The organism is Streptomyces sp. NPDC104096 (assembly GCF_055584385.1).
The window spans coordinates 1-24,561 of the sequence record NZ_JBVJMD010000082.1; the positions used below are offsets into that span (position 1 = coordinate 1).

Sequence of the window (24,561 nt, forward strand, 5' to 3'; positions counted from 1 at the left end):
GGACGGCTGGGAGGCCAACCACGCGGTCCTGGCCCGCCTGGCCGAACACCGGGTCACCTGGCGCCCCTGACCACCCCGCCGGACGGGGACCCCGTAGGCAACCGGCACCGACGCCGGGGCCGCCCGCCGGACGGCCCCGGCAGACGAACACCGCGACACCGCTCCGCCGGACGGAGTCCGGCACGCCGCCGCAGGCGGCCAACGAGCACAGCCCGGACGGCTGGGAGGCCAACCACGCGGTCCTGGCCCGCCTGGCCGAACACCGGGTCACCTGGCGCCCCTGACCACCCCCTGCCCCGCGGACGCTCCATGGGGCGTGGCGGGGTTGTGGGAACAACGTGGGGGCCGGGGGGCTTGAGAGTGCGGGGCGCGGCGCCTCCGGGCGGTTCGCCCGTCCCGGCATGCCCTTGCGCCCCCGGGAGAGAATGGAGGGTGGACCACCCGTAGGGCGGTGCCACCCGCAACCGTACGAGGAGGAGAAGACATGGCGGAGCCCACGCCGCGTCGCAACGAACCGCGGCTACGCCCCGCGCCCCTGCTCTTCGAGCCCGCGGAGGTGGCGGCCGACCCGGAGCACTTCTTCGACCTGGAGTCGATCGACGATCCGGCGGCGCTGCTGGCCCGGGCGACGGAGCTGACGCTGGCGTTCCGCGCGGCCGCCGACCGGGCGGTGGAGTTCCAGGCCCTCGCCGCCGCTCAGCTGGCCGATCCCCGCCGGTTCGACCGGCTCACGGCGGCGGACATCGCCGAGCGGGCCGAGTGGACCGAGGACTACGCGAAGAAGATGGTCGAGTTCGGCCGGGACCTGATGCGCGGGGCCGTCGAGGGCCGGGAGCACGTCGACCCGGTCTGACGGGCGGCCGTACCCGCGGGCACCCCCACGGCATATGCCAGGCAGGCAAGATACTCGCCCGCACCCCCTCTTGTCCCGGTTTCACACAACCCTCGGCAGCCGGTCGCTCACAGCGGGTAGATGTGGACGACATGAGCAGCACACGGGAAGAGCCGGCCTCGGGCCGCGACCGCTGCGACGTCTCGGGGGTCACCGCGGACGGCGCCGACTGGCTGGCCTCCGCCGGGACGTATCCGCGCAGCGCGCTCGCGTTCTGGCGCGAGCGGCCCCAGGCCCCGGTCGTGCTGCCCTGCGGGGTGGTCTTCGACATCATCAGCGCTCCCGCGATCTTCGGGCGCCGGATGCTGGACCGGCTCTGGGACGAGGGGCCGGGCTCCGGACCGGTGGCCGTGTTCCGCGGGCGGATGCTGCTGTTCGCCGCGCCCGGCACGGCCCAGCGGCTGCCCTCGCTGCTGGAGTGGGAGGAGTGGGGGGCCCACGGCCGCCGGGACGGCCGTACGCAGGCCGTCCCGCCGCTGCTGTGCCACGGCGGCGGTGACGCGGTGACCGTACCGCCCCTCACCCCCACGACGCCCGACACGGCCACCGGGGCGAGCCGGGCCGCCACCCGCTGGCTGGTCGCGCCGGACACCCGGCACCCCTGGCTGCCGGGCCCCGAGATCCTGTTCTGGGCGGCGGTGCGGGCGGCTCGCGCGGCCGTACGGATTTCGATTTTTCCTCCCGCCGACCAGGATGCTAATGTCTACGACGTCAGCAGGCGCCGCTAGCTCAGTTGGTTAGAGCAGCTGACTCTTAATCAGCGGGTCCGGGGTTCGAGTCCCTGGCGGCGCACGTGATGAAGGTGATGGGGTCCGTGGTTTCCACGGGCCCCATCGTCGTCTCCGGCCTCAGGACACGGCCTCGAAACACCCCGCGCCCCGCCCCGGCGCCCCGCCCCGCGCCCTGCCCCACGCGTCACCGCCGCAGGGCGGCCCCCATGGCGATCTCCACCGTCCAGGCCCCGGAAGCCGTGCGTCCCTCCACCGTCACGCGTACGCGGTCGCCCGGCACCGTGAAGCTCTCGCCCAGGCCCACCGGCGCGTCGGCGAGCGGCGGGTAGACCGAGCTCCCCCAGCAGTCGTCGCCGCGCGGGTGGGCGTCGACCACCTCGATGGGGCCCCGGCCGGACTCCGCGCCGCTGTGCACGCGGTAGACGAGCACGCCCGAGTTGCAGGCGGCCTTGTCGTTGCCGAGCGGGCCGCGCGCCTCGAAGGCGAGCGCGCTGTCGGCCCCGGTGCGTACCACCGCGAGCTTGGTGCCGCCCCCCAGGCCGAACGCGGGGGCCCCGGTGGCGCGGGGGAGGGTGACGCCGGGGCCCGCGGCGAGGGGTTCGAGGGTCAGCCGGGTCGGACCGGCACCGCGTACGCACACCACCTGGCGCGGATCCAGCCATCCCAGTTTCCACTTGTGCCAGGCGAACAGGTCCGGGGCGAGTCCGAACTGGCTGCCCATCAGGTCCCAGTCGCCGACGTAGGTGTCCCAGTCGCCCTTGCCGTCCACCGGCCGGTGATAGAGGTCCGGCAGGTCGAACACATGGCCTGTCTCGTGCGCGAGCACCAGCCGGTCCGGAGGGTGCTTCTCGAAGACGGTCACCACCCGGCGCAGGTCCGTGCCGTCCGCCCGCAGCGGGGTGTCGAGGTTGACGACCTTCGTGGCGTCCGAGTCCACGCCCGGCGCGTCGGGGTCGGCGACGAAGTAGACGATGTCGTAGCGCGAGAAGTCGACCTGCGGGTCGGCGACGGCGAGCGCGTCCCGCAGATAGGAGGACCGGTCCGTGGTGTCCCAGTCGCGCCTTATCGCGTACGTGGTGGACGGCTTCGGCATCCGGATCCAGTGCCGCAGCGGATGCGGGCGGAGCGTGAACCGGCCGTAGGAGGCGCGGGCGAAGAACTGGCTGGTGGCCGGAAAGTGGTCGGCGGCGAGCCGGGCCGGGGAGGTCCGCGGGACCGAGTCCGGGAAGGACAGGAAGACCATCACCGCGTCCAGGGCGCGGGTCGGTCGCGGATAGGCGCCGTTCCAGGTGTCCAGGCCCTCCGAGTGGTGGGCTCCGGTGCGCCGCAGCGCACAGGGCTCGGTCGAGAACGGCTCGGCCACCGAGGTGCTGCCGAACAGCGAGGTCGCCGCGAGCGCCGACATCGTGGTGAACACGGCCGCGACACTGCGCAGTCGGGGGCGCGGCGCCGCACGGCCGAGGCCCCTGAGAGCCCTGAGCCCAAGTCCCTCGCGGAGCGGCTGACGCGGCAACGGGACCTCCGGATGCGGTTCACGGGACGACACCGCATCCATCCTGCGTAGCTTTGCTGTCCTATGTCCTGTTTATCTGACCCGGATGAGTGAGCAGCCCCGGATCTGGGTACAGACGACACCCCCGAAGTACTCACGGAACGTCACAAGCGATCCGCCGCTTGAAGAACCCGCCCAGGCGCGGGCAGAAACGATCTGTCAGAAAGGTCGCACCGTCAGGGACACTGGACAGTGGCTGGAAGGCCTTGGGACCACCCTCTATGATCGGCACACTTTGCTGCGCGGACAGAGATCGAGTGCACTGCGGGAGCGAGCGGTGAGCGGAACGTCCGAAGGGCCGACGCCCGCGGCAGACCTCGACCGGTCGGCCGTCACAGACAGTGATCTTGACGCGCCTCCTCGGAGCGCGTCCGTCTACCGCTCCGTCTTCGCGACGGCGCCCCTGGCCATGGCCGTCGTCGACCGCGAGGGCATGGTCGTCGGCGCCAACGCCATGCTGGGCACCCTGCTCGGCAGCGACCCGGCGACGCTCGCCGGACGCTCCGCCGCCGACCTGGTGGACCTGCCCTCCGACACCCGCGTCTGGCACTCCTACCGCGAGGTGCTGCGCGGCCGGCAGGCGAGGCTGCGCTGCACCCGTCGGCTGAAGCATCCCGACGGCCGGGCGGTGTGGGTGCAGGTCACCGTCGCGCCCCTGGCGGGCGGCGAACCCGGGGTCCTGCTCTCCGTCGCCGACATCAGCGAACGGCGTGAACTCCAGGCCAGGCTGCGGCACTTGCAGATGCACGACCCGGTGACCCGGCTGCCCAACCGCACGCTGTTCTTCGAGCGCCTGACGGCCGCGCTGGAGGCGGAGTCGTACGAGCGCAGCGGCACCGGGCGGATCGGCCTGTGCTATCTCGACGTGGACGGTTTCAAGGCGGTCAACGACACCCTCGGCCACCGGGTCGGCGACCGGCTGCTGGCGGCCGTGGCCGAACGGCTGACCCGGGTCGCCGAGCAGGCCGGACTGGCCCGGGCGGGCACCCCGCTGGTGGCCCGGCTCGGCGGCGACGAGTTCGCGCTGCTCGTCGAGGACTCCACCGGCACCGACCAGCTCGCCGAACTCGCCGAGTCCGTACTGACGGCCCTTCAGGCGCCCTTCGAACTGGCGGGCCGCCGACTGTCGTTGTCCGCCTCGATCGGCGTCGTGGAGCGGCACGCGGCCGGGACCACCGCCACCGGTCTGATGCAGGCCGCCGACACCACGCTGTACTGGGCGAAGGCCGACGGCAAGTCCCGCTGGACGCTGTTCGACCCGGAGCGCAACGCCCACCGCATGACCCGGCAGGCCCTGGCCTCCGCGCTGCGACCCGCCATCGAGCGCGGCGAGTTCGTGCTGGAGTACCAGCCGTTGGTCGGCATGGAGGACGGCCGGCTGCACGGGGTCGAGGCCCTCGCGCGCTGGAACCACCCCCAGTTCGGCCTGCTGACACCGAACCGGTTCATCGCGCTGGCCGAGGAGGACGGCTCGATCGTGCAGCTCGGGCGCTGGGCGCTGGCCACCTCCTGCCGGCAGGCCCGCCGCTGGCAGCTCGACCACCCGGACGAGCCGCCGATCTTCGTCAGCGTCAACGTGGCCGTCCGCCAGGTCTGGGACTCCGACCTGGTCGCGGATGTGGCGTCGGTGCTGGCGGAGACCGAACTCGCCCCGAGTCTGCTCCAGTTGGAGCTGACCGAATCGGCGGTGATGGGCTCCGCGGGGCGCCCGCTGCAAGCCCTCCAGGCGCTGAGCGACATGGGCGTGCGGATCGCCATCGACGACTTCGGAACCGGCTACTCCAACCTCGCCTACCTCAGCCGACTGCCCGTGTCCGTACTGAAACTGGACGGTTCCTTCGTCCGCGGCTTCCAGTACGACGAGACGGGCGAGCGCCCCAACCCGGCGGACGAGGTGGTCGTGGAGGCGATGATCCAGCTCGCCCACCGGCTGGGCCTGACGGTCACCGCCGAGTGCGTGGAGACCCTCACCCAGGCCGCCCGACTGCGGCACATCGGCTGCGACACCGGACAGGGCTGGCTGTACTCCCGCCCGGTGCCGCCGGACCGTATCTCCGAGCTGCTGGGGACGACGTCCTACGCGGTCGGCAACCCGTAGGCGTCCGCGATGAGTTCGTAGGAGCGCAGGCGCAGTTCGCCGCGGTGGGCGTGCGAGGTGAGCATCAACTCGTCGGCGCCGGTGCGCTTCTGGAGGCCGTCCAGACCGGCGCGGACCTCGTCCGCCGTGCCGTGCACGATGTTGCCCGCCCAGGAGTCGACGAACTCCTGCTCCAGCGGGCTGAACACATGCGCCTCGGCGTCCTCGGGGGCGGGGAAGAGGCCGGGCCGGCCGGAGCGCAGCCGGATCATGTTCAGGGCGGTGGCCCGCACCTGCCGGCGGGCCTCCTGCTCGTCGTCGGCGGCGAGCGCGGAGACCCCGATGAGGGCGTAGGGCTCGTCGAGGACGGCGGACGGGCGGAACTGCTGCCGGTACAGGTCGAGCGCCGGGACGGTGTTCTGCGCCGAGAAGTGGTGCGCGAAGGCGAACGGCAGACCGAGCATGGCGGCCAGCCGGGCGCTGAAGCCGGACGAGCCCAGCAGCCAGACCGGCGGCCGGTGCGGGGACTGCACACCGCCGGGCGTGCTGCCCTGGACCGGGCCCGGGATCGCGTGGATGCGGGCGTAGGGGTGCCCGTCGGGGAAGTCGTCGTCCAGGAAGCGCAGCAGCTCCGCGAGCTGCTGGGGGAAGTCGTCGGCGCCCTCGGAGAGGCCGTCGGTGCGGCGCAGGGCGGCCGCCGTGGCGCCGTCCGTGCCGGGGGCCCGGCCGAGGCCGAGGTCGATCCGGCCGGGGGCCATCGCCTCCAGCGTGCCGAACTGCTCGGCGATCACCAGCGGGGCGTGGTTGGGCAGCATGACGCCGCCCGAGCCGAGCCGGATGCGCTCGGTGTGGGCGGCGAGGTGGGCGAGGATCACCGCGGGCGACGAGGAGGCCACGCCCGGCATCGAGTGGTGCTCGGCGACCCAGTAGCGGTGGAAGCCGCGGGACTCCGCGAGCCGGGACAGCGCGACGCTGGTGCGCAGGGCGTCGGTGGCGGTGCTGCCCGCGCCGACGGTGACCAGGTCCAGTACGGACAGGGGGACGGGTGCGGTGCCCCGGGCCTCGGCCCGGATGCCGTGTGCCTCGTCGCGGGTGCCACGGGTGTCCGGTGCCTCGCCCGGGATCTCGTCTGCCGTCACGGTGGGTGCCTCCTGCTCTCGGCCTGCGCTGTCCTCGGGCGAGCAACAGGAGACTGTCCCCGGTTATTCCCGGCGATGCGGGGGCGTGCGCACTTCCCGGCTGCCCGCGGCCGCGCACGCCGTTCCCGGCCGTGCGGGGCCGCGCCGCTGTTCCTGGCCCTTCCCTGCCGTGCGGGGCGTGCCCGCCGTCCCCGGCCGTGCCCGCCGCTCACGACCGCGCGCGACCGCGCCGCTGTTCCCGGCCGCACCCGCCGTCCCCGGCCGTTCCGGGAGCCCGTCCCGGAGCTTGCTCAGGGAGCCCGCCCTGGGCTTGTGCCGGAGCTTGTGCCGGGGGCCACCCGGCAGGCAGGGCTCACACCTGTACGAGCGGCTCCCGGGCGAACAGCGATCCCAGCGCCGGAGCGTTCACGCGCCGGTCCGCCAGGCGCAGCGCCTCCCACACGGTGACCTGGCTCGCGGTGAGGACCGGCTTGCCGAGCTCCTTCTCCAGGGCGGGCAGGTGCGCGGCCGTGTGCAGGGCGGTGTCCGGCAGCAGCAGCGCCTCGGCGGACGGGTCGTCGGCCGACCGGGCCAGCGCGAACAGCTCCGCCTCGCCCCAGGCGCCCACCTCGGCGGTGCCGGCGTCCGCGCCGTGGACCGCGACCACCTCCGCGCCCCCGGCCCGCAGGAAGTCCACGAACAGTCCCGCCACGTCGTCCGGGTAGGTCGCCCCGACCGCGACCCGTCGTACCCCCACCTCGCGCAGCGCGTGCGCGAAGCCGAAGGAGGTCGAGGAGGCCGGGATCCCGGCCGCCCGGGCGAGGGCGCGCACCTGCTCGCGGGCGCCCTCCCAGCCGAGGACGAAGCTGCCGCCCGTACAGGCCCAGACCACCGCCTCGGTCCCGGACAGCCGCAGCTCCGCGACGGCCGGCGCGAGCTGTTCCGGCGTGCCCATCGCCCGCAGCGCCTCCACCCGGTGCGCTTCCTCGCCGGGCTCCGTGTGGACCACGTCCAGCCGGATGTCGCTGCCCAGGAGCTGTTCGATGCGCGGGTAGTCGTCCTCGGCGCTGTGGCCCGGGTAGAGGAATCCGAGTGCGGTCATGTCCAGCCTTCCTGCTGTTCTTCCGGCAGTACGGGCCACTCGCGCGCCGAGATCTCCGGCAGCGCCCGATACGGCCCCACGGCTCGGGTACCCCGCCTGCGCGGCGCCGCCCACATCGTTACCTGGTTGGCCGACAGGACCGGTGCGCGCCCGCACCTCCGTCCGGGGGACGCCGCCGGGCGTCGCCGGGTCGGTACGGGAGCCGAACCGCCCCGCCGACGGCTCGTCGCGGGCGGGGCCGCCGGGAAGGGCGGGGTCCGGGGGTCCGCGGCAGGCGCCTTCCTCACCGTACGGAAGGGCTGGGCAACGGACCGTGTGCGCACCTGTGTTGACGCAGGTGGGTTCGAGTGCGAGCGTGGTCAATCCGCTCCTGCCAGACGCTCGGTCACCGCGAAGAACGGCTGCCCATGACCGTCCCCACGCTCCTCGTCCTCGACGCCGACCCCCCGCCCCGCCTGGGCCGTCTCACCGGCCGGGTCCGGATCGTGCGCGCCGACGCGGACACGCTCGCCGAGCGGCTGCCGGACGCCGACGTGCTGCTCGTGTGGGACTTCGCCTCCACGGCGGTACGGGCCGCGTGGCCGGGCGAGGGGCCCCGGCCACGCTGGGTGCACACGGCGAGCGCGGGGGTGGACCATCTGCTGTGCCCGGAGCTCGTGGCGTCGGACACCGTGGTGACGAACGCGCGCGGCATCTTCGAACAGCCCATCGCCGAGTACGTCGCCGCCCTCGTCCTGGCGATGGCCAAGGACCTGCCGCGCACCCTGGAGCTCCAGGGCCGTCGCGAGTGGCGTCACCGGGAGGGGCAGCGGCTGGCCGGCACCCGGGCGTGCGTCGTCGGCTCGGGCCCCATCGGCCGGGCGATCGTACGCACCCTGAGGGCGCTCGGGGTGACGACCGCGCTGGTCGGCCGGGTGCCGCGCACCGGCATCCACGGCCCCCAGGACCTGGACCGGCTGCTGGCCCGCGCCGACTGGGTGATCGCGGCGGCACCGCTGACCGAGCAGACGCGCGGCATGTTCGACACCCGCCGCTTCGGTGTCATGCAGCCGTCGGCCCGGTTCGTGAACGTCGGGCGCGGGCAGCTGGTCGTGCAGGACGCGCTCGCGCAGGCGCTCGCCAAGCGCTGGATCGCGGGCGCCGCGCTGGATGTCTTCGAGGACGAACCCCTCGCCCCCGAAAGCCCGTTGTGGCAGGTGCCCGGGCTGATCGTGTCCCCGCACATGAGCGGCGACACGGTCGGCTGGCGGGACGAGCTCGGCGCGCAGTTCGTCGAGCTGTACGAGCGCTGGGCGGCGGGCCGGGGCCTGCCGAACGTGGTCGACAAGAAGCGCGGGTACGTACCCGGGCACTGAAAACCCGGCCCGGCGGGTGGGGGCCGCGCCCCGGTCGAGGGCATCTCGTTCGCGATCGGAACGGGTCCGCTTCGGCATAGGTCGGCGGGGCCCGGGTAGCAGCGCGGCCATGGCATCACCTAGGGAAACCGGCGAGAACAGACCCGTGCCCACCCGCAGATCACTGCTCGCGGGGATGGCTGCACTCGCCGCGCCGGCCGCGGCCGGTTGCAGTCGCGTGGCCACGGCGTCCACCACGAAGGGCGGTGACCTGCTCGACCGGCTCAGGGCGCAGGGCGTCGTACGGCTCGGCATAGCGGGCGAGATCCCCTTCGGCTACATCGACCGGAACGGCGATCTGACCGGCGAGGCACCCGAGTTGGCGAAGGCCGTCTTCGAACGGCTCGGCGTGGACCGGGTCCAGCCCGTGCCGACCGAGTTCGGCTCGCTCATCCCGGGCCTGAACTCCCAGCAGTTCGACGTCGTGGCCGCCGGGATGTACGTGAATCCGGACCGCTGCGAGCAGGTGATCTTCGCCGATCCGGACTACCGGATGCTCGACTCGTTCATCGTGCGCAAGGGCAATCCCAAGGGCCTGCACACCTATCGGGACGTGGTCGCGAAGAAGGCGAGATTCGCGACCGGGACGGGTTACGCCGAGATCCAGTACGCGGTGGAGGCCGGCTACCGGGAGAGCGACATCCTCGTCGTGCCGGACCAGGTCGCCGGACTGAACGCGGTCGAGGCGGGGCGTGTCGACGTGTTCGCCGGTACCGCGCTGACCGTCCGCGAGGTGGTCAAGAAGTCGCGCAAGGCCGAGGCGACGAAGGCCTTCGCGCCGCTCGTCGGCGGCAAGCCGCACGTCGACGGGGGCGCCTTCGCGTTCCGGCCGGCCGAGACGAGGCTGCGGGACGCCTTCAACGTGGAGCTGCGCGCGCTCAAGAAGAGCGGCGAACTGTTCCGCATCCTGCGGCCGTTCGGGTTCACCGAGGCCGAGATGACCGATCTGACCGCGAAGGAGCTGTGCGGCGGATGACCCCGGGACTCTGGGAACTCGTACTCAAGGGCGTGTGGACCACGGTCCAGTTGCTGGTCTGGAGCACCCTGCTGGCCGCCGCCGTCTCCTTCGGCGTCGGCATCGCCCGCACCCACCGCCGGTGGACCGTCCGCTTCCTCGCGGGCCTCTACACCGAGGTGTTCCGCGGCACCTCGGCCCTGGTCATGATCTTCTGGGTGTTCTTCGTGCTGCCGATCGCCTTCGGCTGGCAGCTCGTGCCGATGTGGGCGGGCACGCTGGCGCTCGGGCTGACCTACGGGGCGTACGGTTCGGAGATCGTGCGCGGCGCGCTGAACGCCGTCGACCCGGCGCAGCCGGAGGGCGGCATCGCGCTCGGCTTCACGCCCTGGCAGCGGATGCGGCTGATCCTGCTGCCGCAGGCGGTGCCGGAGATGGTCCCGCCGTTCTGCAACCTGCTGATCGAGCTGCTCAAGGGCACGGCGCTGGTGTCCGTGATGGGCATGGGCGATCTGACCTTCAGCGCCAACCTGGTGCGGCTGGCCCTCCAGCAGAGCGCCGAGATCTACACCTACGTGCTGCTGATCTACTTCGTGATCGCCTTCCTGCTCACCCGGCTCATGCGCGCCCTGGAACGGCGGCTGAAGGCCGGGCTCGGCGAGGAGCCGCCCGGGAGTTCCTCGCGCGAGCGGCGCCGGGCCGAGGCCGTCGGGCCGCAACGGCCGAGGGCCGTGGAACCGCAGCCGGCCGGGAGGGCCGGGGTCGGGGGTGGTGTCGCATGACCTGGGACTGGAACGCGGTGACGGACTTCCTGCCGCTGCTGCGGCAGGGCCTGGTGGTCACCCTGGAGGCGCTGGCCCTCGGCTCGCTGATCTCGTTCGCCCTGGGGCTGGTGTGGGCGCTGCTGATGCGGACGCCGATCCTCCCCCACGCTCGAACAACCTCGCGCGGGTGGTACCCCCTGGTGCGCTGGCCGGTCGGGGCGGTCACGGAGTTCGTCCGCGACACCCCGCTGCTGGTGCAGCTGTTCTTCCTCTTCTACGTGCTGCCCGAGTGGGGTCTTACCCTGTCCGCGCTGGCCACCGGCGTGCTGGGCATCGGCCTGCACTACTCGACGTACACGATGCAGGTCTACCGGGCCGGTATCGAGGCGGTGCCGGCCGGCCAGTGGGAGGCGGCGACGGCGCTGAGCCTGCCGCCCGGCCGGACCTGGCGGGCGGTGATCCTTCCGCAGGCGATCCGGCGGGTCGTGCCGGCGCTCGGCAACTACGTCATCGCCATGCTCAAGGACACACCGATGCTGATGGTGATCACCGTGCTGGACATGCTCGGTGAGGCCCGGCTCTTCTCCCAGCAGCACTTCCGCTTCACCGAGCCCCTGACGGTGATCGGTGTGGTCTTCATCCTCATCTCCTATCTGGCCTCCCTTCTTCTGCGAGCCCTGGAGCGACGTCTTGTCCGCTGACATCTCCCTGACGAGCGATCCCGACGCCCACACCAATCCGCCCGTGGACGGCAGCGAACTGATCCGCTTCGAGCAGGTCACCAAGCGCTTCGGCGACAACACCGTGCTCGACCGGCTCGACTTCTCCGTCGACTCCGGCAAGCACGTGACGCTGATCGGCCCGTCCGGCTCCGGCAAGACGACGATCCTGCGGCTGCTGATGACGCTGACCCGGCCCGACGAGGGCACGATCACGGTGGCCGGGGAGCGGCTGCACCCGGCCGGGGAGAAGCAGACCCGCGAGGTCCGCAAGAAGATCGGGATGGTGTTCCAGCAGTTCAACCTCTTTCCGAACATGAGCGTGCTCAGGAACCTCACCGAGGCGCCGGTGACCGTCCTCGGGCTGTCCAGGGACGAGGCGGAGGCCCGCGCCCGCGAGCTGCTCGACCTGGTGGGCCTGGCCGACAAGTGCGACATGCGCCCGACCCGGCTGTCCGGCGGGCAGCAGCAGCGGGTGGCCATCGCCCGCGCCCTGGCGATGCGGCCGCGGGTGCTGCTGCTCGACGAGGTGACCTCGGCACTCGACCCGGAGCTGGTGGCGGGCGTCCTCGACCTGCTCCGGGACATCGCCCGCAGCACGGACATCACGATGCTGTGCGTGACACACGAGATGAACTTCGCCCGGGACATATCCGACCAGGTCCTGATGTTCGACGCGGGTCGTGTCATCGAGTCCGGACCGCCGGAGAAGCTCTTCGGCGACCCCGACCACGCGCGCACCCGGGAGTTCCTCGGCGCGGTGCTGTGACCTCGGTTACCGACCAGGAAAGTTTTGGCGTGCAATTACAGGACGCGCACGAGTCATCACCCCAGGTCTTATCGGGGTGACATGACCTAGGCATATGCCAGAGTGCCAGAGCCCCAGTTGAGGGGGCCACATTCTCGCCAACAACCCCTTCCCGGACGCTTCTTGCCGGTTATCGTGGAGAGGATCCGCTGTCCGGATCAGGCCCAGGAAGCGACCGGGGGGATTCACCGTGGCGCTGAAGCAAGAGCCGACCGCGCCGTACCACTCGGCTCAGGACGCCCTGCGCGTCCTGGAGACGGTGGCGCGGCACTCCGCCGGTGTCACCGACACCCTGCTCGCCCGCGAGACCGGCCTGGGCCCGGAGCGACTGCCCGCGCTGCTGCGCATGCTGCGCCGCGAGGGCTACGTCGAGCAGGTCACCGACGGTGCGTACGTCACCGGGCACGCCCTCGCCCGCCTGGGCTCCACCCACGACCGCGAGCAGGCCCTGCGCGAGAAGCTCCAGCACACCCTCGACCGACTGCGCGACTCCGTCGGCGCCGCCGTCTACATCAGCCGGTACGTCGACGGAGAGGTCAAGGTCACCCAGTACGCCGACAGCCCCGCGACCCCGGCGGTCAACGAGTGGGTGGACTTCCGTTTCTCCGCGCACGCCACCGCGGTGGGCAAGAGCCTTCTCGGCCAACTCGACCACAACGGCCGACGCGACCATCTCGCCCGGCACAAGATGGCCCGTCTCACCTCGCGCACCATCACCAGCGACAAACTGCTGCTCTCCCGGCTGGAGGCGCAGCCGCCCACGGTGCCGGTGCTCGACCTCCAGGAGTACGCGGTCGGCACGGTCTGCGCGGCCGTACCGATCACCGCCGGTTCCTCGGTGGGCTGCCTCGCCGTGTCCCTCCCGCTGGAGCACGCGCACCGGCTCCGCCAGGCGGCGGACGCGCTGAACCGGAACGCGGCGCCGGTCCTGCTGTCACTGGCGATCTAGGGCCTGTCCGGCGTGCCCCTGCCGGGCCCGGCAGGGGCCCGGCGGCGGCCCGGACGCGGCGCCCGGCCGGGCCGGCCGCTCCGTGGTCACGAGCACCCCCGTGGACCAGGTAGTATTTTCTTCGTCGCCGGCCGCACAGAGCGGAAGGCGAGAGTCATGCGCCGCTAGCTCAGTTGGTTAGAGCAGCTGACTCTTAATCAGCGGGTCCGGGGTTCGAGTCCCTGGCGGCGCACGGAAGAGGGGCCCTTCGCGAGAGCGGAGGGCCCCTCCGCTTTGAGCTCCCCGGCCATGAACTCCTCCGCCATGAGCCCCTGCCGCCCCCGTGCGCGGAACTCCGCCTCCAGCCCGGCCAGGTCCTCGGCGTCGAACCTGCGGTAGGCACGGGCGCCGGGCGGGCGCCACCACACCGGATCGGCGCACCGGAAACCCGCCCGTCTGAGCCCCGCCCGGTGGACCTTGTTCGTGGCGGTCACCGGCATCCGCTCCACCACCCGCACGAACCGCGGCGCCATCTTCGTCCCCAGGTCCGGCTGGGCCGCCAGGAACTCCAGGAAACCGGCCGGGTCGAAGTCCCCCGCGAGGGTCGCCATCACCTGGTCCCCGGCCACCGGATCGGGCACCGCGTACACGGCGACGGCCACGGCGCCCTCGTACCGGGCGAGGATGTTCTCGATCAGCGCGGCGGCGAGGTTCTCGCTGTCGACGCGCAGCCGGTCGTCGGCCCGCCCCGCGAAGTACAGGAAGCCGTCCGGGTCCCGGTAGAAGAGGTCGCCGGTCCAGTACCAGCCGTCCCGGCGCCGCTCGCGCTCCGCCTCGGGGTTGCGCCAGTAGCCCTCGAACGGGTTCGGTCCGCGGTTGACCAGCTCGCCGATCGCCGCGTCCCCGTTGAGCAGCCGCCCGGCCGCGTCGAAGGCGGCGGCCGGGCACTCCTCACGGGTCCGGGGGTCGAGGACGACGAGATCACTTCCGCGCGCCGGCCTGCCGACCGCCCCGGACGGGGTCCCGGACGTCCACTGGACCGCGGCCCCGCCCTCCGAGGAGCCGTACCCCTCCACCAGGCGGACCCCGAACCGCCGCTCGAAGGCGGCCGCGTCCACCGCCCCCGCTTCCGTCCCGAAGCCCAGCCGCAGCGGGTTGTCCCGGTCGTCCGGGCGGGCCTCGGTGGCCAGCAGGTACTGCACCGCCCGCCCCACGTACGTGAAGTAGGTCGCCCGGTAACGCCGTACGTCCGGCAGGAACCGCGACGCCGAGAAACGGCGGCGCAGCGCCACCCCCGCCCCGGCCGCCAGCGCGGGCGCCCAGTCGGCGATCACCGCGTTGCCGTGGAACATCGGCATGCAGACGTAGTGCACGTCGTCCCGGCGCACCCCGAACTGCTCCACCAGCGAGCGGCCGGCGGCGGCCAGCCGGCCCTGGGAGCAGATCGCGGCCTTGGGCGCGCCGGTCGAGCCGGAGGTGAAGCAGAGCAGGACGCGGTCGGCCGGGGTGGCCCGGGAGGCGTCCGGGCGGGCGTCCGCGTAGGGGGCGAGCAGGTCGGCGTAGGCCTCGGTGTCGGTCACCAGCAGGCGCACTCCCGGGAGTTCGAGTCCGTCGAGGAGGGGCAGGTGGGCCCGCTCGGTGACGACGACCCGGCATTCGGTGTGCCGGATGTCGCGGGCCAGCTCGGGCCCCCGGCGGGTGGGGTTGATGCCCGCGACGGCCGCCCGGGCCAGCGCGGCCGCGCCGATCCACAGCGGGAACTCCGGGGTGTTGTCGAGCAGGACGCCCACATGTGGTTCGGCGCCCCTGGGCAGCAGTTCGGTCAGCAGCTCCGCCCGGGCCGCCGCCCCGGCCGCTGTGTCGTGGTGGGTCAGCACCCTCCCCCTGTCCCCCGGCTCCGCCGGAGCAGGGGGGACCTCCTCCGCCTCCCACCACAGCCCCGGCCGGTGGTCCCCCCACCGCTCCGCGACGAGTTCGGCGACCGTGACCCTCGCGTTCCGCGTGGACTCCATGGGTGCGCACGGTAGTTGACGTGTCGTCAGAAGTGGAGGCCCGTGCGGTGAGGACGGGCAGACGCGCCTTCGGGTCCGCTCAGAAGTCCGAAAAGGAGGAGGAGGCCTCGGTGAACATCACCATGAAGCCGACGCAGAGCCCGACGATCAGACCGCAGAAGACCAGGACTCCGACGGTGCTCGCCGTCGCCACCCGGCCCCGGCGCGGAGGCTGGGCCGTGGCGAACACCTCGCGGGGCCCGTCCTTGTAGTACACGGTGACGAAGTCGCCCTCCATGACGGTGGCCGGCCCGTCCTCCTCCTCGAAACGGACGGTGCGGCCGTCGAGCGCGGTGAACTCGTAGACGTGGTGCAGGGTCGTGCTCACGCTCGTGTCGCCGCTGCCGCCGTGCACCGTGGTGAAGGTCCGCAGACAGCGCGCCTCCGCGGTCAGCCCGCTCCGCCAGGCCATCCGGAGCCGCATCAGGCGGCGCAGAATGGTGTAGGCGAACAGGCACATCAGGGCGATCATCAGCCCGGGTACCGCGTAGAACATGATTTCCATGGGATCCCCCGATCTCCGGTCCGCCGTACCCACCGGTAGGCGTGCCAGGAACCTACCCCCGGGCAGCGGCCGATCGGCTCAAGGGACCCTCAGAACTCACCGGTCGGGCGCCCGCCGCCGACCGCCGCACCCGTGGCGGCCGGCGGATCCGCGCAGGGGAGATCAGTGCGCGCCGGGACCGGTGGAACCGGCGCGCCCGGACCCCGCCCGTGGGGGGATCAGAAGGTGACGTCGGAGCAGGCGTAGAACGCGTTGGCCGTGTCCGCGATCGTCCACACCGCGACGATGACGTGGTGGCCGCTCAGCCCGGACGGCAGCGTGCCGCTGTGGGAGAGCGTGGACGGCGGGCGCTGGCCGTTGTAGGGCACCGTCAGGAACGGTGCGGTGGTGAGGTCGGCGCGGGTCAGGTTGTGGTTCTGGTTCCAGCCCGCCTTGGTGACGTAGTACCTGAAGTCGGTGGTGGCGTGCATGGCGGTGAACTGCCAGCGGAAGGTGTAGCTCTGCCCGCCGGTCACCCGGGTGGTCGGCCAGGCTCCGCCCGAGGGGGTCTTCGGGCTGTCGAGCTGGGCGAACCGCGTGTTGTTGCCGGAGCAGATCCGGCCGTCGGCCGGACCGGCGGCCGGGAAGCCCTTGGGGCCCTCGACGCTCTGCGGCTCCCACTGGATGTCGCCGCAGTTCGTGACCGTGCCGTTCTGGCAGAGCTTCTGCCTGCTGACGGGGAGGTCGGTGTAGCCGTGGCCGCTGGCGCCGCCCGCCGAGAGCACGAAGGCTCCGGTGGTGGCGAGGCCCAGCACGGCTGCGTACCACTTGGTCCGTGTGCGCATACTGCCGCTCCTGGAGAACGTGGGGAGGTTCACTGAGGCGTGCAGGTCTAGACCAAGTCTCAGATTATTGGCGTCAATTGAACATGTCCATACCAATCACGGGCTTGCTTCTCCCCGGCCCGCGCAGAACGCCACCGTCAGGTCCTTCACCAGCGCCTTGCGCTCGTAGTCGTCCAGTTCGACCAGTCCGCGCATGGTCAGCCGGGTGACCGTGTCCTCCACCGAGTCGAGGACCGAGGTGAGCACGCTCGCCCGCTGCTGCGCGTCCAGCGCGGCGATCCGGCGGCGCTGCATCGCGGCGGCGACCTCCGGGGCGTACTCCACCCGCACCGGCCGGACCGAGAACACCTCCAGGCCGACCGCCCCCGCGTCCCGCGCCACCCGTCTGCCCAGCACTTCGGCGGCCGCGTCCAGCGAGCCCCGCGCCGCGCCCGGCATCTCCACCGGCACCCGGGCCAGCGCCGCCTCCACGCACTCGCGCAGATACGTCTCGTGGTCCTCGACCGCGAGCATGGCCCGCGCGGTGTCCCGCACCCGCCACACCACCAGCACCAGGACCCGCAGCGCGACCCCGTTGCCGTCGGCCGCCTGCATCGGCTCGCTGCGCCAGTGCCGCAGCCGCACGTCGACCCGGCGGCGCAGCAGCAGCGGGTTGACCCAGGTCAGACCGGTGCGCCGGACGGTCCCCCGGTAGCGGCCGAACTGGTCGAGCACCCAGGCCTGCCCGGTCCGGCCCCGGGCGAGACCGCCGAAGCCGAGCAGCCCGAGCGCCACGGTCCCGGCGTACGCCGCCCACTGCGCCGGGCCGAGCCCGGCGCCCGCCGACGCGGGCAGCCACAGCGCCTGCGCGACCGGTGTCGGCAGCGCACCCGTCCACCAGGAGACCACCGCGCAGCCGGCCGTTCCGCAGGCCCCGGCGAGCACGCCCAGCGCGCCGGGCAACGCCCGCCCGCGGTGCTCAACCAGGTCGGGGTCGACCTGCGGCAGGACGGGCGCGGTCGCGAGCCCGGGGCGACGGAAACGCGGCTGCTCGCCGGTGCCCTGCCGGCGCCCCACGTCCGCGGGCCCCACCGCTACGGGCACCGGGTCCGGCTCGTCACGGAAGAGCAGATGGACCGGGATCTCGGTGGTCACCTCGTTCTGGATCAGCCGGACGGGCCTGGACTGTTCCTCGGCCGGACCCGGCCCGTCCTGTTCCCCGGCCCGGCCCGGCGCGTGCCGCCCCTCGGCCGGTCCCGGTCCGCCGGATTCGGGCGTCCGTGACGTGGTCGTACTGCTCATACGTGCCTCCAGCCTCCGCGCCAGATGCGTCACATCGGTGGGCGAGTAGGGGGTCAGCGCGGGGCCGTCGGTGGGGCCGCGGGTGACCGTCGGGCCGCGGGCGGGGGGTCCGGCCCGCGGCCCGGCGGTCACGAGAAGATCCGGCGCCAGGTCTCGGGCCCGGGATAGCCGTCCGCCGCGCCGCCCCGCCAGCCCTGGGCGCGCTGGAACGCCTCGACCGCCCGCCGGTCCGGCTCGCCCCAGCGCGACCCCGGCCCGGTGGTGAGGTACTTGCCGAACCCCTTCTTCACCAACTGCCGGCCGAGCTGGGCGACGTACGCGTTGTCCGCGCCCGGCCGGAACATGCCCCGGCCCGGGTAGGCCGGGATCCCGGCGGGACGCGCCGACGGGCCCGTCCCGGCCGCGATGTCCCGGCCCGCGCCGGCGGTCAGCAGCGCCCAGGTCCGCGGGCCGGGCCGCCCGTCCACGGCCGCGCCCGTCCAGCCCTGGGCGCGCTGGAACGCCTCGGTGGCCCTGCGGTCCGCGTCCGACCAGCGGGGGCCCGGACCGGTGGCGTAGTAGGCGGCCGCGCCCCGGCTCACGAGTATCCGGCCGAGCTGGGCGACGTACTTGTTGTTCGCGCCGGGACCGAAGTGGGCCGCTCCGGGGTACGGCGTCACCGTGCCGCCGGCGCCCGGCCGTCCGCCCGCCGTGACCAGCTTTCCGCCACTGCCGGCCGGCTTCGCGGCCGCCGGCGCGAGCCCCTTGTAGCGGTAGGCGACGTACTTGTCGGAGTGACTCCAGTAGGCGTACGGGGTGCCCTGGCGGCGGGTGTGCGGGGGCGTCTGCTCATAGACGGTGTAGTAGGTGTGCGTGTGGTCCGTCCAGCCGCCGAAGATGACGACGTGCGAGCCTTTCTGCGGGTCCTTCACATTGTGGAACAGCAGCATGTCGCCGGGCTGGACCGTCTTCTTCGTGACGCGCTCCCCGTACTGGCCCAGACTGCCCGTCCATTCGTTTCCGGGCAGATTCCAGGCCATGGAGACAAAACCCGAGCAGTCCTGCCGATAGCCGTCGGACCAATAGGCGAGCATGCTGTACGGCACTTTCGCGTCGATCCATTTCTTCGCCCGGTTGATGATCTCCGTACGGGTGGTCCCGGGCGTCTTGAGCCCGCCCGGCACACCGGTCTGCCCACGGCCGGGACCGTGCAGCGGGGCCTTGCCGCCCTGCGGGGTGCCGGGCTCGTCACCTGCGGGGACACCGGGCCGGGCGGGTCCGTGCGGGGCGGCGTGCGCGGGCGCCGCGGCCACCGCGCCGAACGCCGCGGACGCGGCGGAGGCGGCGGCCACGGCCAGGACGCGGTGGACGGCCGGATGGCCGACGGTGCGGGTACGGGAAAAAGGCAGGACACGGCGCCACAGGGCGCAACCCGGGCAGTCGCAGTCGCTCGCGGGATCGAATTCCTCGAATACCGGAGTCCTCATGTGCGATTCCCCTCACACTCCAGGTGGACCTGTCCGCGTGTGTACACGTAGATCAGTTTCCCGACTGTCTTCCGGGCGCGCATGTTGACGGTCCGAACGATGTACACCGACCGGCCGAAGGGGTCGGGGAGCCGCTCCGGGGCGGCCGGAAGGCGGCCGGGAGGTGGTCGGAAGCACCTCCGCACGTCATGTAGAGTTAACGACGTCAGCAAGCGCCGCTAGCTCAGTTGGTTAGAGCAGCTGACTCTTAATCAGCGGGTCCGGGGTTCGAGTCCCTGGCGGCGCACAGACGGAAGAAGCCTCTCGCAGCAGCGGGGGGCTTTTTCGTCGTTTGGCCGGATACCCTCTCGCCATGGCAGCCCGAGACCTCCAGGAGCGGATCAAGAAGCTCATCATCGACCGCCGGCTGCCCTCCGGGGCCCCGCTGCCGACCGAGCCCGAGCTAATGGAGTTCCTCGGCGCGAGCCGGAACTCGGTGCGCGAGGCGCTGAAGGCGCTCCAGGCGATGGGCATCGTCGAGATCCGGCACGGGTTCGGCACCTATGTGGGCCCCATGTCCCTCGCCCCCATGATCGAGGGCCTCGCGTTCCGCACGGTCGCCGGGCACCACCGGGGCGAGGACAGCCTGCTGGAGCTGCTGGAGCTGCGCGAGGCGGTGGAGACCGGTCTGGTCTCCCGGCTCGCGGGCCGCATCCCCGAGTCCGGCCTGGCCGAGCTGGACGCGCTCGTGGACCGGATGGAGCAGGAGGCCGAGCGGGGGGCCGGCCTCGCCGAGACCGACCGGGCCTTTCACGCCGCCCTCTACCGGGGCCTGGGGAACCCGCTGCTGCGCGAGGTGCTGGAGGCGTTCTGGGACGCCTTCCACCGGGTGCGCACCGATCTGGCGGACATCCCGCAGGACCCCCTGGTCACCTGCCGCCAGCACCGGGACATCGTGCGCGCGGTGCGCTCGGGCGACGCGATTCGAGCAGAAGCGGCCATAAGAGATCACTTCGGAAACATTCGCACCCGACTGTCCACAACTGATCCACAACTCCCCCACAGCTGCCACAATGAGCGCGTATGACCGGTAAACACCGCGTTTCGCGTCTTGCGATCAGGCCGGACGCCGTAGAACCCTGTTTTCCAGAATGCTGTCGATTGACGGCACTTGGGGGACAAGAAGCCGGTTGCCGTTGACGCGGGGGAAGGGAACCCGTTCACGGGGGTGTGTCCAGGGGGGCGCCCCGCAACCGGGAGTGCGCAGTTCCGTGTCCATGAGCTGGACGGCGACTGCGCCTCGCCGCTGAAACACCTGTGCGGGCCGAGGGGGGCCATGGCAGGTGTCAGAAACCGACAGACACGCGCAGACCTGCGTGTTGTGGGGGGATGACTCATGACGTCGACGCCGACGGGCGCCCGGCACAACCCAGACCCGTCAGAGACGGTGCAGCTGAGAGTGCCCACGCATTCGACCGGCCAGTTACGCCGAGCGAAGAGGACACTGCCGAGATACGACTACGAGCACTACAGCCGGCTGGCGGGTCCCCTGACCCAGCCCGACCCGACCAGGCCGTACCGGGTGGAGTACCGCTCGCTGCTCTCGCAGGAGCCGCACCGGATCCGGGCCGCCCTGATGCTGGGCGCCGCGCCTCTGCTCTCCCTGGTCCTGCTGGCCTGGCTGCTGCGGCCGGAGCACTGGACCTCGCGTGACTACCCCGCCTACTCCTGGCTGCCGGCGCTCGACGTCGTCATGCTCGTCTCGATCGGCCTGATCGAGTTCTTCCGCTGCATGAACGTGCTGTCGAACGCGCACGCCACGCTGGTCGCCCGCGACCCGGTCCCGGTCGTGCCCGAGACCGGCACCAGGGTCGCCTTCCTGACCTCCTTCGTGCCCGGCAAGGAGCCGCTGGAGATGGTGACCCGGACCCTGGAGGCCGCCGTCCGGCTGCGCCACCGGGGCCTGCTGCACGTATGGCTGCTCGACGAGGGCGACGACCCCGAGGTCAAGGCGGTCTGCGCCCGGCTCGGGGTGCACCACTTCTCCCGCAAGGGCGTCGAGAAGTGGAACCGGCCCGAGGGACCGCACCGGGCGAAGACCAAGCACGGCAACTACAACGCCTGGCTGGAGGCGCACGGCGACGCCTACGACTACTTCGCCTCCGTCGACACCGACCACGTGCCGCTGCCCAACTACCTGGAGCGGATGCTCGGCTTCTTCCGCGACCCGGACGTCGGCTTCGTCATCGGCCCGCAGGTCTACGGCAACTACGACACGTTCGTCACCAAGGCCGCCGAGTCGCAGCAGTTCCTCTTCCACGCGCTGATCCAGCGCGCAGGCAACTTCTACGGCGCCCCGATGTTCGTCGGCACCTCCAACGCCGTACGCATCAAGACGCTGAAGCAGATCGGCGGCCTGTACGACTCGATCACCGAGGACATGGCGACCGGGTTCGAGATCCACCGGCACCGCAACCCGGCCACCGGGAAGAAATGGCGGTCGGTCTACACCCCCGACGTGCTCGCGGTCGGCGAGGGGCCGAACGCCTGGACGGACTTCTTCACCCAGCAGCTTCGCTGGTCCCGGGGCACCTACGAGACCATCCTCAAGCAGTACTGGAAGGGCTTCTTCTCCCTGCCGCCCGGCAAGCTCTTCAACTACACGATGATGATCATCTTCTATCCGATGTCGGCCCTGAACTGGATCCTCGCGGCGCTGAGCTGCGCGCTGTTCCTGGGCCTGGGCGCCTCGGGCGTGGACATCGACCCCACCGCGTGGCTGATGCTCTACGGCAACGCCTCCGCGCTCCAGATCGGTCTGTACGTCTGGAACCGGCGGCACAACGTCTCCCCGCACGAGCCGGAGGGCTCCGGCGGTGTGGCCGGCATGGTGATGTCGGCGCTCTCCGCGCCGATCTACGCCCGTTCGCTTATGGACACGGTGCTGCGCCGCAAGAGCAGGTTCGTGGTGACGCCCAAGGGCGACTCGGCCAGCCCGGACACCCTGTTCGGGACCTTCCGTATTCATCTGTTCTTCATGGTGGTGTTCGCCGGGTCGATCGCCGCCGGCTTCGCGCAGGGGCACGCCCACCCCGCCATGGTGGTCTGGGCCTCGCTCGCCCTGCTGATCACCGCGTCGCCGATCCTCGCCTGGCGGTACACGATGCGCCGGACCGGGAAGCAGGCCGCCGGAGCGGCCCCGGAGCCGCAGGACGCGGTCCCGCCGCAGGTCACCACGACCGGCCCGCACCCCGCGTACGGTCCACCCGCACCCCACGGCTCCCACGGTCCGCATGGTCCGCACACCGCGCACGGCCCGGCGCCCCGGCCCAGCCGGGCCGCCTCGAGCGGGAGCGGCGACCAGACCATGCAGATAGCCCTGGGCGGACCGGGAGGTCGTGAGGAATGAGCGAGCGAGCCGGCCGACGGCGCGCACGGCGACTCGCGGTGGGTACGGCGGTGGTCCTCGCGCTGGCCGGGATGAACGGCCCGTGGATGTACCGCTTCGGAACCGAGAAGTACCACGAGTACGCGATCAACAGACCGGAGTACAAGGCCGACAACGGCCACTGGCAGATCGTGGAGTTCCCCGAGAAGTACCGCCAGGACACCATCCACGCCGTCCTGCTGCACACCGGCAAGGTCCTGCTCGTGGCGGGATCGGGCAACAACCAGGACAACTTCGACGCCAAGAAGTTCGACAGCCGGATCTGGGACCCGGTCAAGGGCACCGTCAAGAAGGTGCCCACGCCGAGCGACCTGTTCTGCACCGGCCACACCCAGCTCGCCGACGGCAGGATCCTGATCGCGGGCGGCACCAAGCGGTACGAGAAGCTGAAGGGCGACGTCACCAAGGCCGGCGGCCTGATGATCGTCCACAACGAGAACCCCGACCGGCCGATCACCCTGCCCGCGGGCACCCGGTTCACCGGCAAGGAGAACGGCAAGGCCTTCGTCTCCAAGGACCCGGTGCTCGTACCGCGCGCCAAGAAGGTGTTCGACCCGGCGACCGGCCGGTTCCTGCACAACGATCCGGGCCTGGGCCGTATCTACGTCGAGGCGCAGAAGTCCGGCTCGGCGTACGAGACCGGCACCCAGGACAACTATCTGATCCAGGGCCTGACCGGGGTCGACGCCCGCAACACGTACGGCATCGCGCAGAAGCTCGCGCTCGACAAGAAGGACTTCCAGGGGATCCGGGACGCCTACGAGTTCGACCCGGTCGCCGAGAAGTACATCAAGGTCGACCCGATGAACGAGGCCCGCTGGTACCCGACGCTCACCACCCTGAGCGACGGGAAGGTCCTCAGCGTCTCCGGCCTCGACGACATCGGTCAGCTGGTCCCGGGCAAGAACGAGATCTTCGACCCGGCGACCGGGAAGTGGACCTACACCTCGACGATCCGTCAGTTCCCCACGTATCCGGCGCTGTTCCTGATGCAGAACGGCAAGATCTTCTACTCGGGTTCCAACGCGGGCTACGGACCCGACAACATCGGCCGGGACCCGGGTGTCTGGGACGTGGCCACCAACCGGTTCGGCAGGCTGCCCGGACTGAGCGACCCCGACCGGCTGGAGACGTCGGGCACGGTGCTGCTGCCGCCCGCGCAGGACGAGCGGTACATGGTGATCGGCGGTGGCGGGGTGGGCGAGTCCAAGCTGTCCAGCAACCGGACGCGGATCATCGACCTGAAGGACGCCCATCCGGCGTTCGTGGACGGGCCGACCCTGGAGAAGGGCACCCGGTACCCGCAGTCCTCCGTACTGCCCGACGACACCGTGCTGGTGTCGGGCGGCTCGCGGGACTACCGGGGGCGCGGCGACTCCGACATCCTCCAGGCCCGGATCTACCACCCGGACACCGACACCTTCGAGCGGGTGGCCGACCCGCTGGTGGGCCGCAACTACCACTCGGGCTCGCTGCTGCTGCCCGACGGACGGGTGATGTTCTTCGGCTCGGACCCGCTGTACGGCGACAAGGCCGACACCAAGCCGGGCACGTTCGAGCAGCGCATCGAGATCTACACACCGCCCTACCTCTACCGGGGCGCGCGGCCGTCGCTGTCCGGGGGCCCACGGACCGTCGCACGCGGCGGCACGGGCACGTTCACCTCGCGGCACGCCGCCGCGATCAAGAGGGTGCGGCTGATCCGGCCGAGCGCCTCGACCCATGTCACGGACGTCGACCAGCGGTCGGTCGCGCTGGACTTCACCACCTCCGGCGACCGGATCACGGTGACCGTGCCGAAGAACCGCAACCTCGTGCCGTCGGGCTGGTACATGCTGTTCGTGGACGACGACCAGGGCACGCCCAGCGAGGCGCAGTGGGTGAAGGTGCCCTAGCCGGCGGGTCGGTGGGCGTCCCCGCGCCCTTCGAGGCACGGGGACACCTGCCGACCCGGGACGCGGGGGGGG

Annotated in this window: 20 protein-coding genes, 3 tRNA genes and 1 pseudogene; 15 read left to right on the forward strand and 9 right to left on the reverse strand. The window is 72.0% G+C overall.

The genetic code is table 11. The annotated features are described in order from the left end of the window. The first annotated feature begins 484 nt into the window (after positions 1–484). The 3 genes from ACZ60B_RS39535 to ACZ60B_RS39545 all read left to right on the forward strand — a co-directional run bounded on the left by ACZ60B_RS39535 (position 485) and on the right by ACZ60B_RS39545 (position 1,684). Positions 485–853, forward strand: coding sequence for a hypothetical protein (locus ACZ60B_RS39535; RefSeq protein WP_469396081.1), 369 nt, complete (start codon positions 485–487; stop codon positions 851–853). 131 nt (positions 854–984) lie between these two features. Beyond that, entirely contained in the window at positions 985–1,620 is a 636-nt protein-coding gene (locus ACZ60B_RS39540) for a bifunctional DNA primase/polymerase (protein ID WP_469396085.1), read from the forward strand. Further along, a tRNA-Lys gene (locus ACZ60B_RS39545) sits at positions 1,611–1,684 on the forward strand. The genes ACZ60B_RS39540 and ACZ60B_RS39545 overlap by 10 nt, the downstream gene beginning before the upstream one ends. A 123-nt stretch (positions 1,685–1,807) precedes the next feature. On the opposite strand, the gene ACZ60B_RS39550 is transcribed toward ACZ60B_RS39545, so the two are convergent. Continuing rightward, complete coding sequence (locus ACZ60B_RS39550) at positions 1,808–3,178, reverse strand: M6 family metalloprotease domain-containing protein (RefSeq protein ID WP_469396086.1); 1,371 nt, start codon at positions 3,176–3,178, stop codon at positions 1,808–1,810. A gap of 274 nt (positions 3,179–3,452) precedes the next feature. Between ACZ60B_RS39550 and ACZ60B_RS39555 the strand changes: the two genes are divergently transcribed. Beyond that, a complete protein-coding gene (locus ACZ60B_RS39555) occupies positions 3,453–5,273 on the forward strand; it encodes a putative bifunctional diguanylate cyclase/phosphodiesterase (protein ID WP_469396089.1) in 1,821 nt (606 codons plus the stop codon). Here the strand turns inward: ACZ60B_RS39555 and ACZ60B_RS39560 are convergent. From ACZ60B_RS39560 to ACZ60B_RS39570, 3 genes and pseudogenes are all read right to left on the reverse strand, one after another. Beyond that, a complete protein-coding gene (locus ACZ60B_RS39560) occupies positions 5,252–6,376 on the reverse strand; it encodes an LLM class flavin-dependent oxidoreductase (RefSeq protein WP_469396125.1) in 1,125 nt (374 codons plus the stop codon). The two genes, ACZ60B_RS39555 and ACZ60B_RS39560, sit on opposite strands and share 22 nt — an antisense overlap. Positions 6,377–6,743: 367 nt before the next feature. Continuing rightward, on the reverse strand, positions 6,744–7,472 hold the full coding sequence (locus ACZ60B_RS39565; RefSeq protein ID WP_469396091.1) for a maleate cis-trans isomerase family protein: 729 nt from the start codon (positions 7,470–7,472) through the stop codon (positions 6,744–6,746). Continuing rightward, a pseudogene (locus tag ACZ60B_RS39570) lies at positions 7,469–7,621 on the reverse strand (maleate cis-trans isomerase family protein); the annotation flags it as partial. The pseudogene ACZ60B_RS39570 and the gene ACZ60B_RS39565, both read right to left, overlap by 4 nt. 258 nt (positions 7,622–7,879) lie before the next feature. Here ACZ60B_RS39570 and ACZ60B_RS39575 point away from each other — a divergent pair. The 7 genes from ACZ60B_RS39575 (at position 7,880) to ACZ60B_RS39605 (ending at position 13,293) form a co-directional block, all read left to right on the forward strand. After that, a complete protein-coding gene (locus ACZ60B_RS39575) occupies positions 7,880–8,827 on the forward strand; it encodes a D-2-hydroxyacid dehydrogenase (RefSeq protein WP_469396094.1) in 948 nt (315 codons plus the stop codon). Positions 8,828–9,002: 175 nt separating this feature from the next. Beyond that, positions 9,003–9,842: an ectoine/hydroxyectoine ABC transporter substrate-binding protein EhuB gene (gene ehuB, locus ACZ60B_RS39580; protein ID WP_469396127.1), complete on the forward strand. Its 840-nt coding sequence runs from the start codon at positions 9,003–9,005 to the stop codon at positions 9,840–9,842. After that, positions 9,839–10,603: an ectoine/hydroxyectoine ABC transporter permease subunit EhuC gene (ehuC, locus tag ACZ60B_RS39585; protein ID WP_469396096.1), complete on the forward strand. Its 765-nt coding sequence runs from the start codon at positions 9,839–9,841 to the stop codon at positions 10,601–10,603. The genes ehuB and ehuC overlap by 4 nt, the downstream gene beginning before the upstream one ends. After that, positions 10,600–11,286, forward strand: a complete 687-nt coding sequence (gene ehuD / locus ACZ60B_RS39590; protein ID WP_469396098.1) for an ectoine/hydroxyectoine ABC transporter permease subunit EhuD — start codon at positions 10,600–10,602, stop codon at positions 11,284–11,286. Before ehuC ends, ehuD begins: the two co-directional genes overlap by 4 nt. Next, entirely contained in the window at positions 11,276–12,073 is a 798-nt protein-coding gene (locus tag ACZ60B_RS39595; protein WP_469396101.1) for an amino acid ABC transporter ATP-binding protein, read from the forward strand. Before ehuD ends, ACZ60B_RS39595 begins: the two co-directional genes overlap by 11 nt. A gap of 229 nt (positions 12,074–12,302) precedes the next feature. Next, positions 12,303–13,061: an IclR family transcriptional regulator gene (locus tag ACZ60B_RS39600; RefSeq protein ID WP_469396104.1), complete on the forward strand. Its 759-nt coding sequence runs from the start codon at positions 12,303–12,305 to the stop codon at positions 13,059–13,061. 158 nt (positions 13,062–13,219) lie between these two features. After that, a tRNA-Lys gene (locus ACZ60B_RS39605) sits at positions 13,220–13,293 on the forward strand. Here the strand turns inward: ACZ60B_RS39605 and ACZ60B_RS39610 are convergent. The 5 genes from ACZ60B_RS39610 to ACZ60B_RS39630 form a co-directional block, all read right to left on the reverse strand. Further along, positions 13,259–15,052, reverse strand: a complete 1,794-nt coding sequence (locus ACZ60B_RS39610; RefSeq protein ID WP_469396108.1) for an AMP-binding protein — start codon at positions 15,050–15,052, stop codon at positions 13,259–13,261. The genes ACZ60B_RS39605 and ACZ60B_RS39610 overlap by 35 nt on opposite strands. 79 nt (positions 15,053–15,131) lie before the next feature. After that, on the reverse strand, positions 15,132–15,587 hold the full coding sequence (locus ACZ60B_RS39615; RefSeq protein WP_469396110.1) for a DUF3592 domain-containing protein: 456 nt from the start codon (positions 15,585–15,587) through the stop codon (positions 15,132–15,134). Between the two features lie 227 nt (positions 15,588–15,814). Then, the gene (locus ACZ60B_RS39620; protein ID WP_469396112.1) at positions 15,815–16,420 is read right to left on the reverse strand and encodes a lytic polysaccharide monooxygenase auxiliary activity family 9 protein; all 606 of its coding nucleotides are present in this window, start codon (positions 16,418–16,420) and stop codon (positions 15,815–15,817) included. 96 nt (positions 16,421–16,516) lie between these two features. After that, positions 16,517–17,701 carry an SPFH domain-containing protein gene (locus tag ACZ60B_RS39625; protein ID WP_469396115.1) on the reverse strand — a complete coding sequence of 395 codons (1,185 nt, stop codon included), beginning with the start codon at positions 17,699–17,701 and terminating at the stop codon, positions 16,517–16,519. 128 nt (positions 17,702–17,829) lie between these two features. Further along, positions 17,830–19,167, reverse strand: coding sequence for a peptidoglycan-binding protein (locus ACZ60B_RS39630; RefSeq protein ID WP_469396117.1), 1,338 nt, complete (start codon positions 19,165–19,167; stop codon positions 17,830–17,832). Between the two features lie 212 nt (positions 19,168–19,379). Between ACZ60B_RS39630 and ACZ60B_RS39635 the strand changes: the two genes are divergently transcribed. From ACZ60B_RS39635 to glxA, 4 genes are all read left to right on the forward strand, one after another. Beyond that, a tRNA-Lys gene (locus tag ACZ60B_RS39635) sits at positions 19,380–19,453 on the forward strand. Positions 19,454–19,519: 66 nt separating this feature from the next. Continuing rightward, positions 19,520–20,233 carry a FadR/GntR family transcriptional regulator gene (locus tag ACZ60B_RS39640; protein ID WP_469396119.1) on the forward strand — a complete coding sequence of 238 codons (714 nt, stop codon included), beginning with the start codon at positions 19,520–19,522 and terminating at the stop codon, positions 20,231–20,233. A gap of 309 nt (positions 20,234–20,542) precedes the next feature. Next, entirely contained in the window at positions 20,543–22,555 is a 2,013-nt protein-coding gene (locus ACZ60B_RS39645) for a glycosyltransferase family 2 protein (protein ID WP_469396121.1), read from the forward strand. Then, a complete protein-coding gene (gene glxA / locus ACZ60B_RS39650) occupies positions 22,552–24,489 on the forward strand; it encodes a radical copper oxidase GlxA (protein WP_469396123.1) in 1,938 nt (645 codons plus the stop codon). Before ACZ60B_RS39645 ends, glxA begins: the two co-directional genes overlap by 4 nt. Positions 24,490–24,561 lie beyond the last annotated feature (72 nt).

What these genes read in the sequence shown, in the direction of transcription:
- ACZ60B_RS39535 (WP_469396081.1), top strand. Translation starts at nt 485, where the DNA reads ATGGCGGAGCCCACGCCGCGTCGCAACGAACCGCGGCTACGCCCCGCG.
- ACZ60B_RS39540 (WP_469396085.1), top strand. Translation starts at nt 985, where the DNA reads ATGAGCAGCACACGGGAAGAGCCGGCCTCGGGCCGCGACCGCTGCGAC.
- ACZ60B_RS39550 (WP_469396086.1), bottom strand. Translation starts at nt 3,178, where the DNA reads ATGGATGCGGTGTCGTCCCGTGAACCGCATCCGGAGGTCCCGTTGCCG.
- ACZ60B_RS39565 (WP_469396091.1), bottom strand. Translation starts at nt 7,472, where the DNA reads ATGACCGCACTCGGATTCCTCTACCCGGGCCACAGCGCCGAGGACGAC.
- ACZ60B_RS39575 (WP_469396094.1), top strand. Translation starts at nt 7,880, where the DNA reads ATGACCGTCCCCACGCTCCTCGTCCTCGACGCCGACCCCCCGCCCCGC.
- ehuB (WP_469396127.1), top strand. Translation starts at nt 9,003, where the DNA reads ATGGCTGCACTCGCCGCGCCGGCCGCGGCCGGTTGCAGTCGCGTGGCC.
- ehuC (WP_469396096.1), top strand. Translation starts at nt 9,839, where the DNA reads ATGACCCCGGGACTCTGGGAACTCGTACTCAAGGGCGTGTGGACCACG.
- ehuD (WP_469396098.1), top strand. Translation starts at nt 10,600, where the DNA reads ATGACCTGGGACTGGAACGCGGTGACGGACTTCCTGCCGCTGCTGCGG.
- ACZ60B_RS39610 (WP_469396108.1), bottom strand. Translation starts at nt 15,052, where the DNA reads ATGGAGTCCACGCGGAACGCGAGGGTCACGGTCGCCGAACTCGTCGCG.
- ACZ60B_RS39615 (WP_469396110.1), bottom strand. Translation starts at nt 15,587, where the DNA reads ATGTTCTACGCGGTACCCGGGCTGATGATCGCCCTGATGTGCCTGTTC.
- ACZ60B_RS39620 (WP_469396112.1), bottom strand. Translation starts at nt 16,420, where the DNA reads ATGCGCACACGGACCAAGTGGTACGCAGCCGTGCTGGGCCTCGCCACC.
- ACZ60B_RS39625 (WP_469396115.1), bottom strand. Translation starts at nt 17,701, where the DNA reads ATGAGCAGTACGACCACGTCACGGACGCCCGAATCCGGCGGACCGGGA.
- ACZ60B_RS39630 (WP_469396117.1), bottom strand. Translation starts at nt 19,167, where the DNA reads ATGAGGACTCCGGTATTCGAGGAATTCGATCCCGCGAGCGACTGCGAC.
- ACZ60B_RS39640 (WP_469396119.1), top strand. Translation starts at nt 19,520, where the DNA reads ATGGCAGCCCGAGACCTCCAGGAGCGGATCAAGAAGCTCATCATCGAC.
- ACZ60B_RS39645 (WP_469396121.1), top strand. Translation starts at nt 20,543, where the DNA reads ATGACGTCGACGCCGACGGGCGCCCGGCACAACCCAGACCCGTCAGAG.
- glxA (WP_469396123.1), top strand. Translation starts at nt 22,552, where the DNA reads ATGAGCGAGCGAGCCGGCCGACGGCGCGCACGGCGACTCGCGGTGGGT.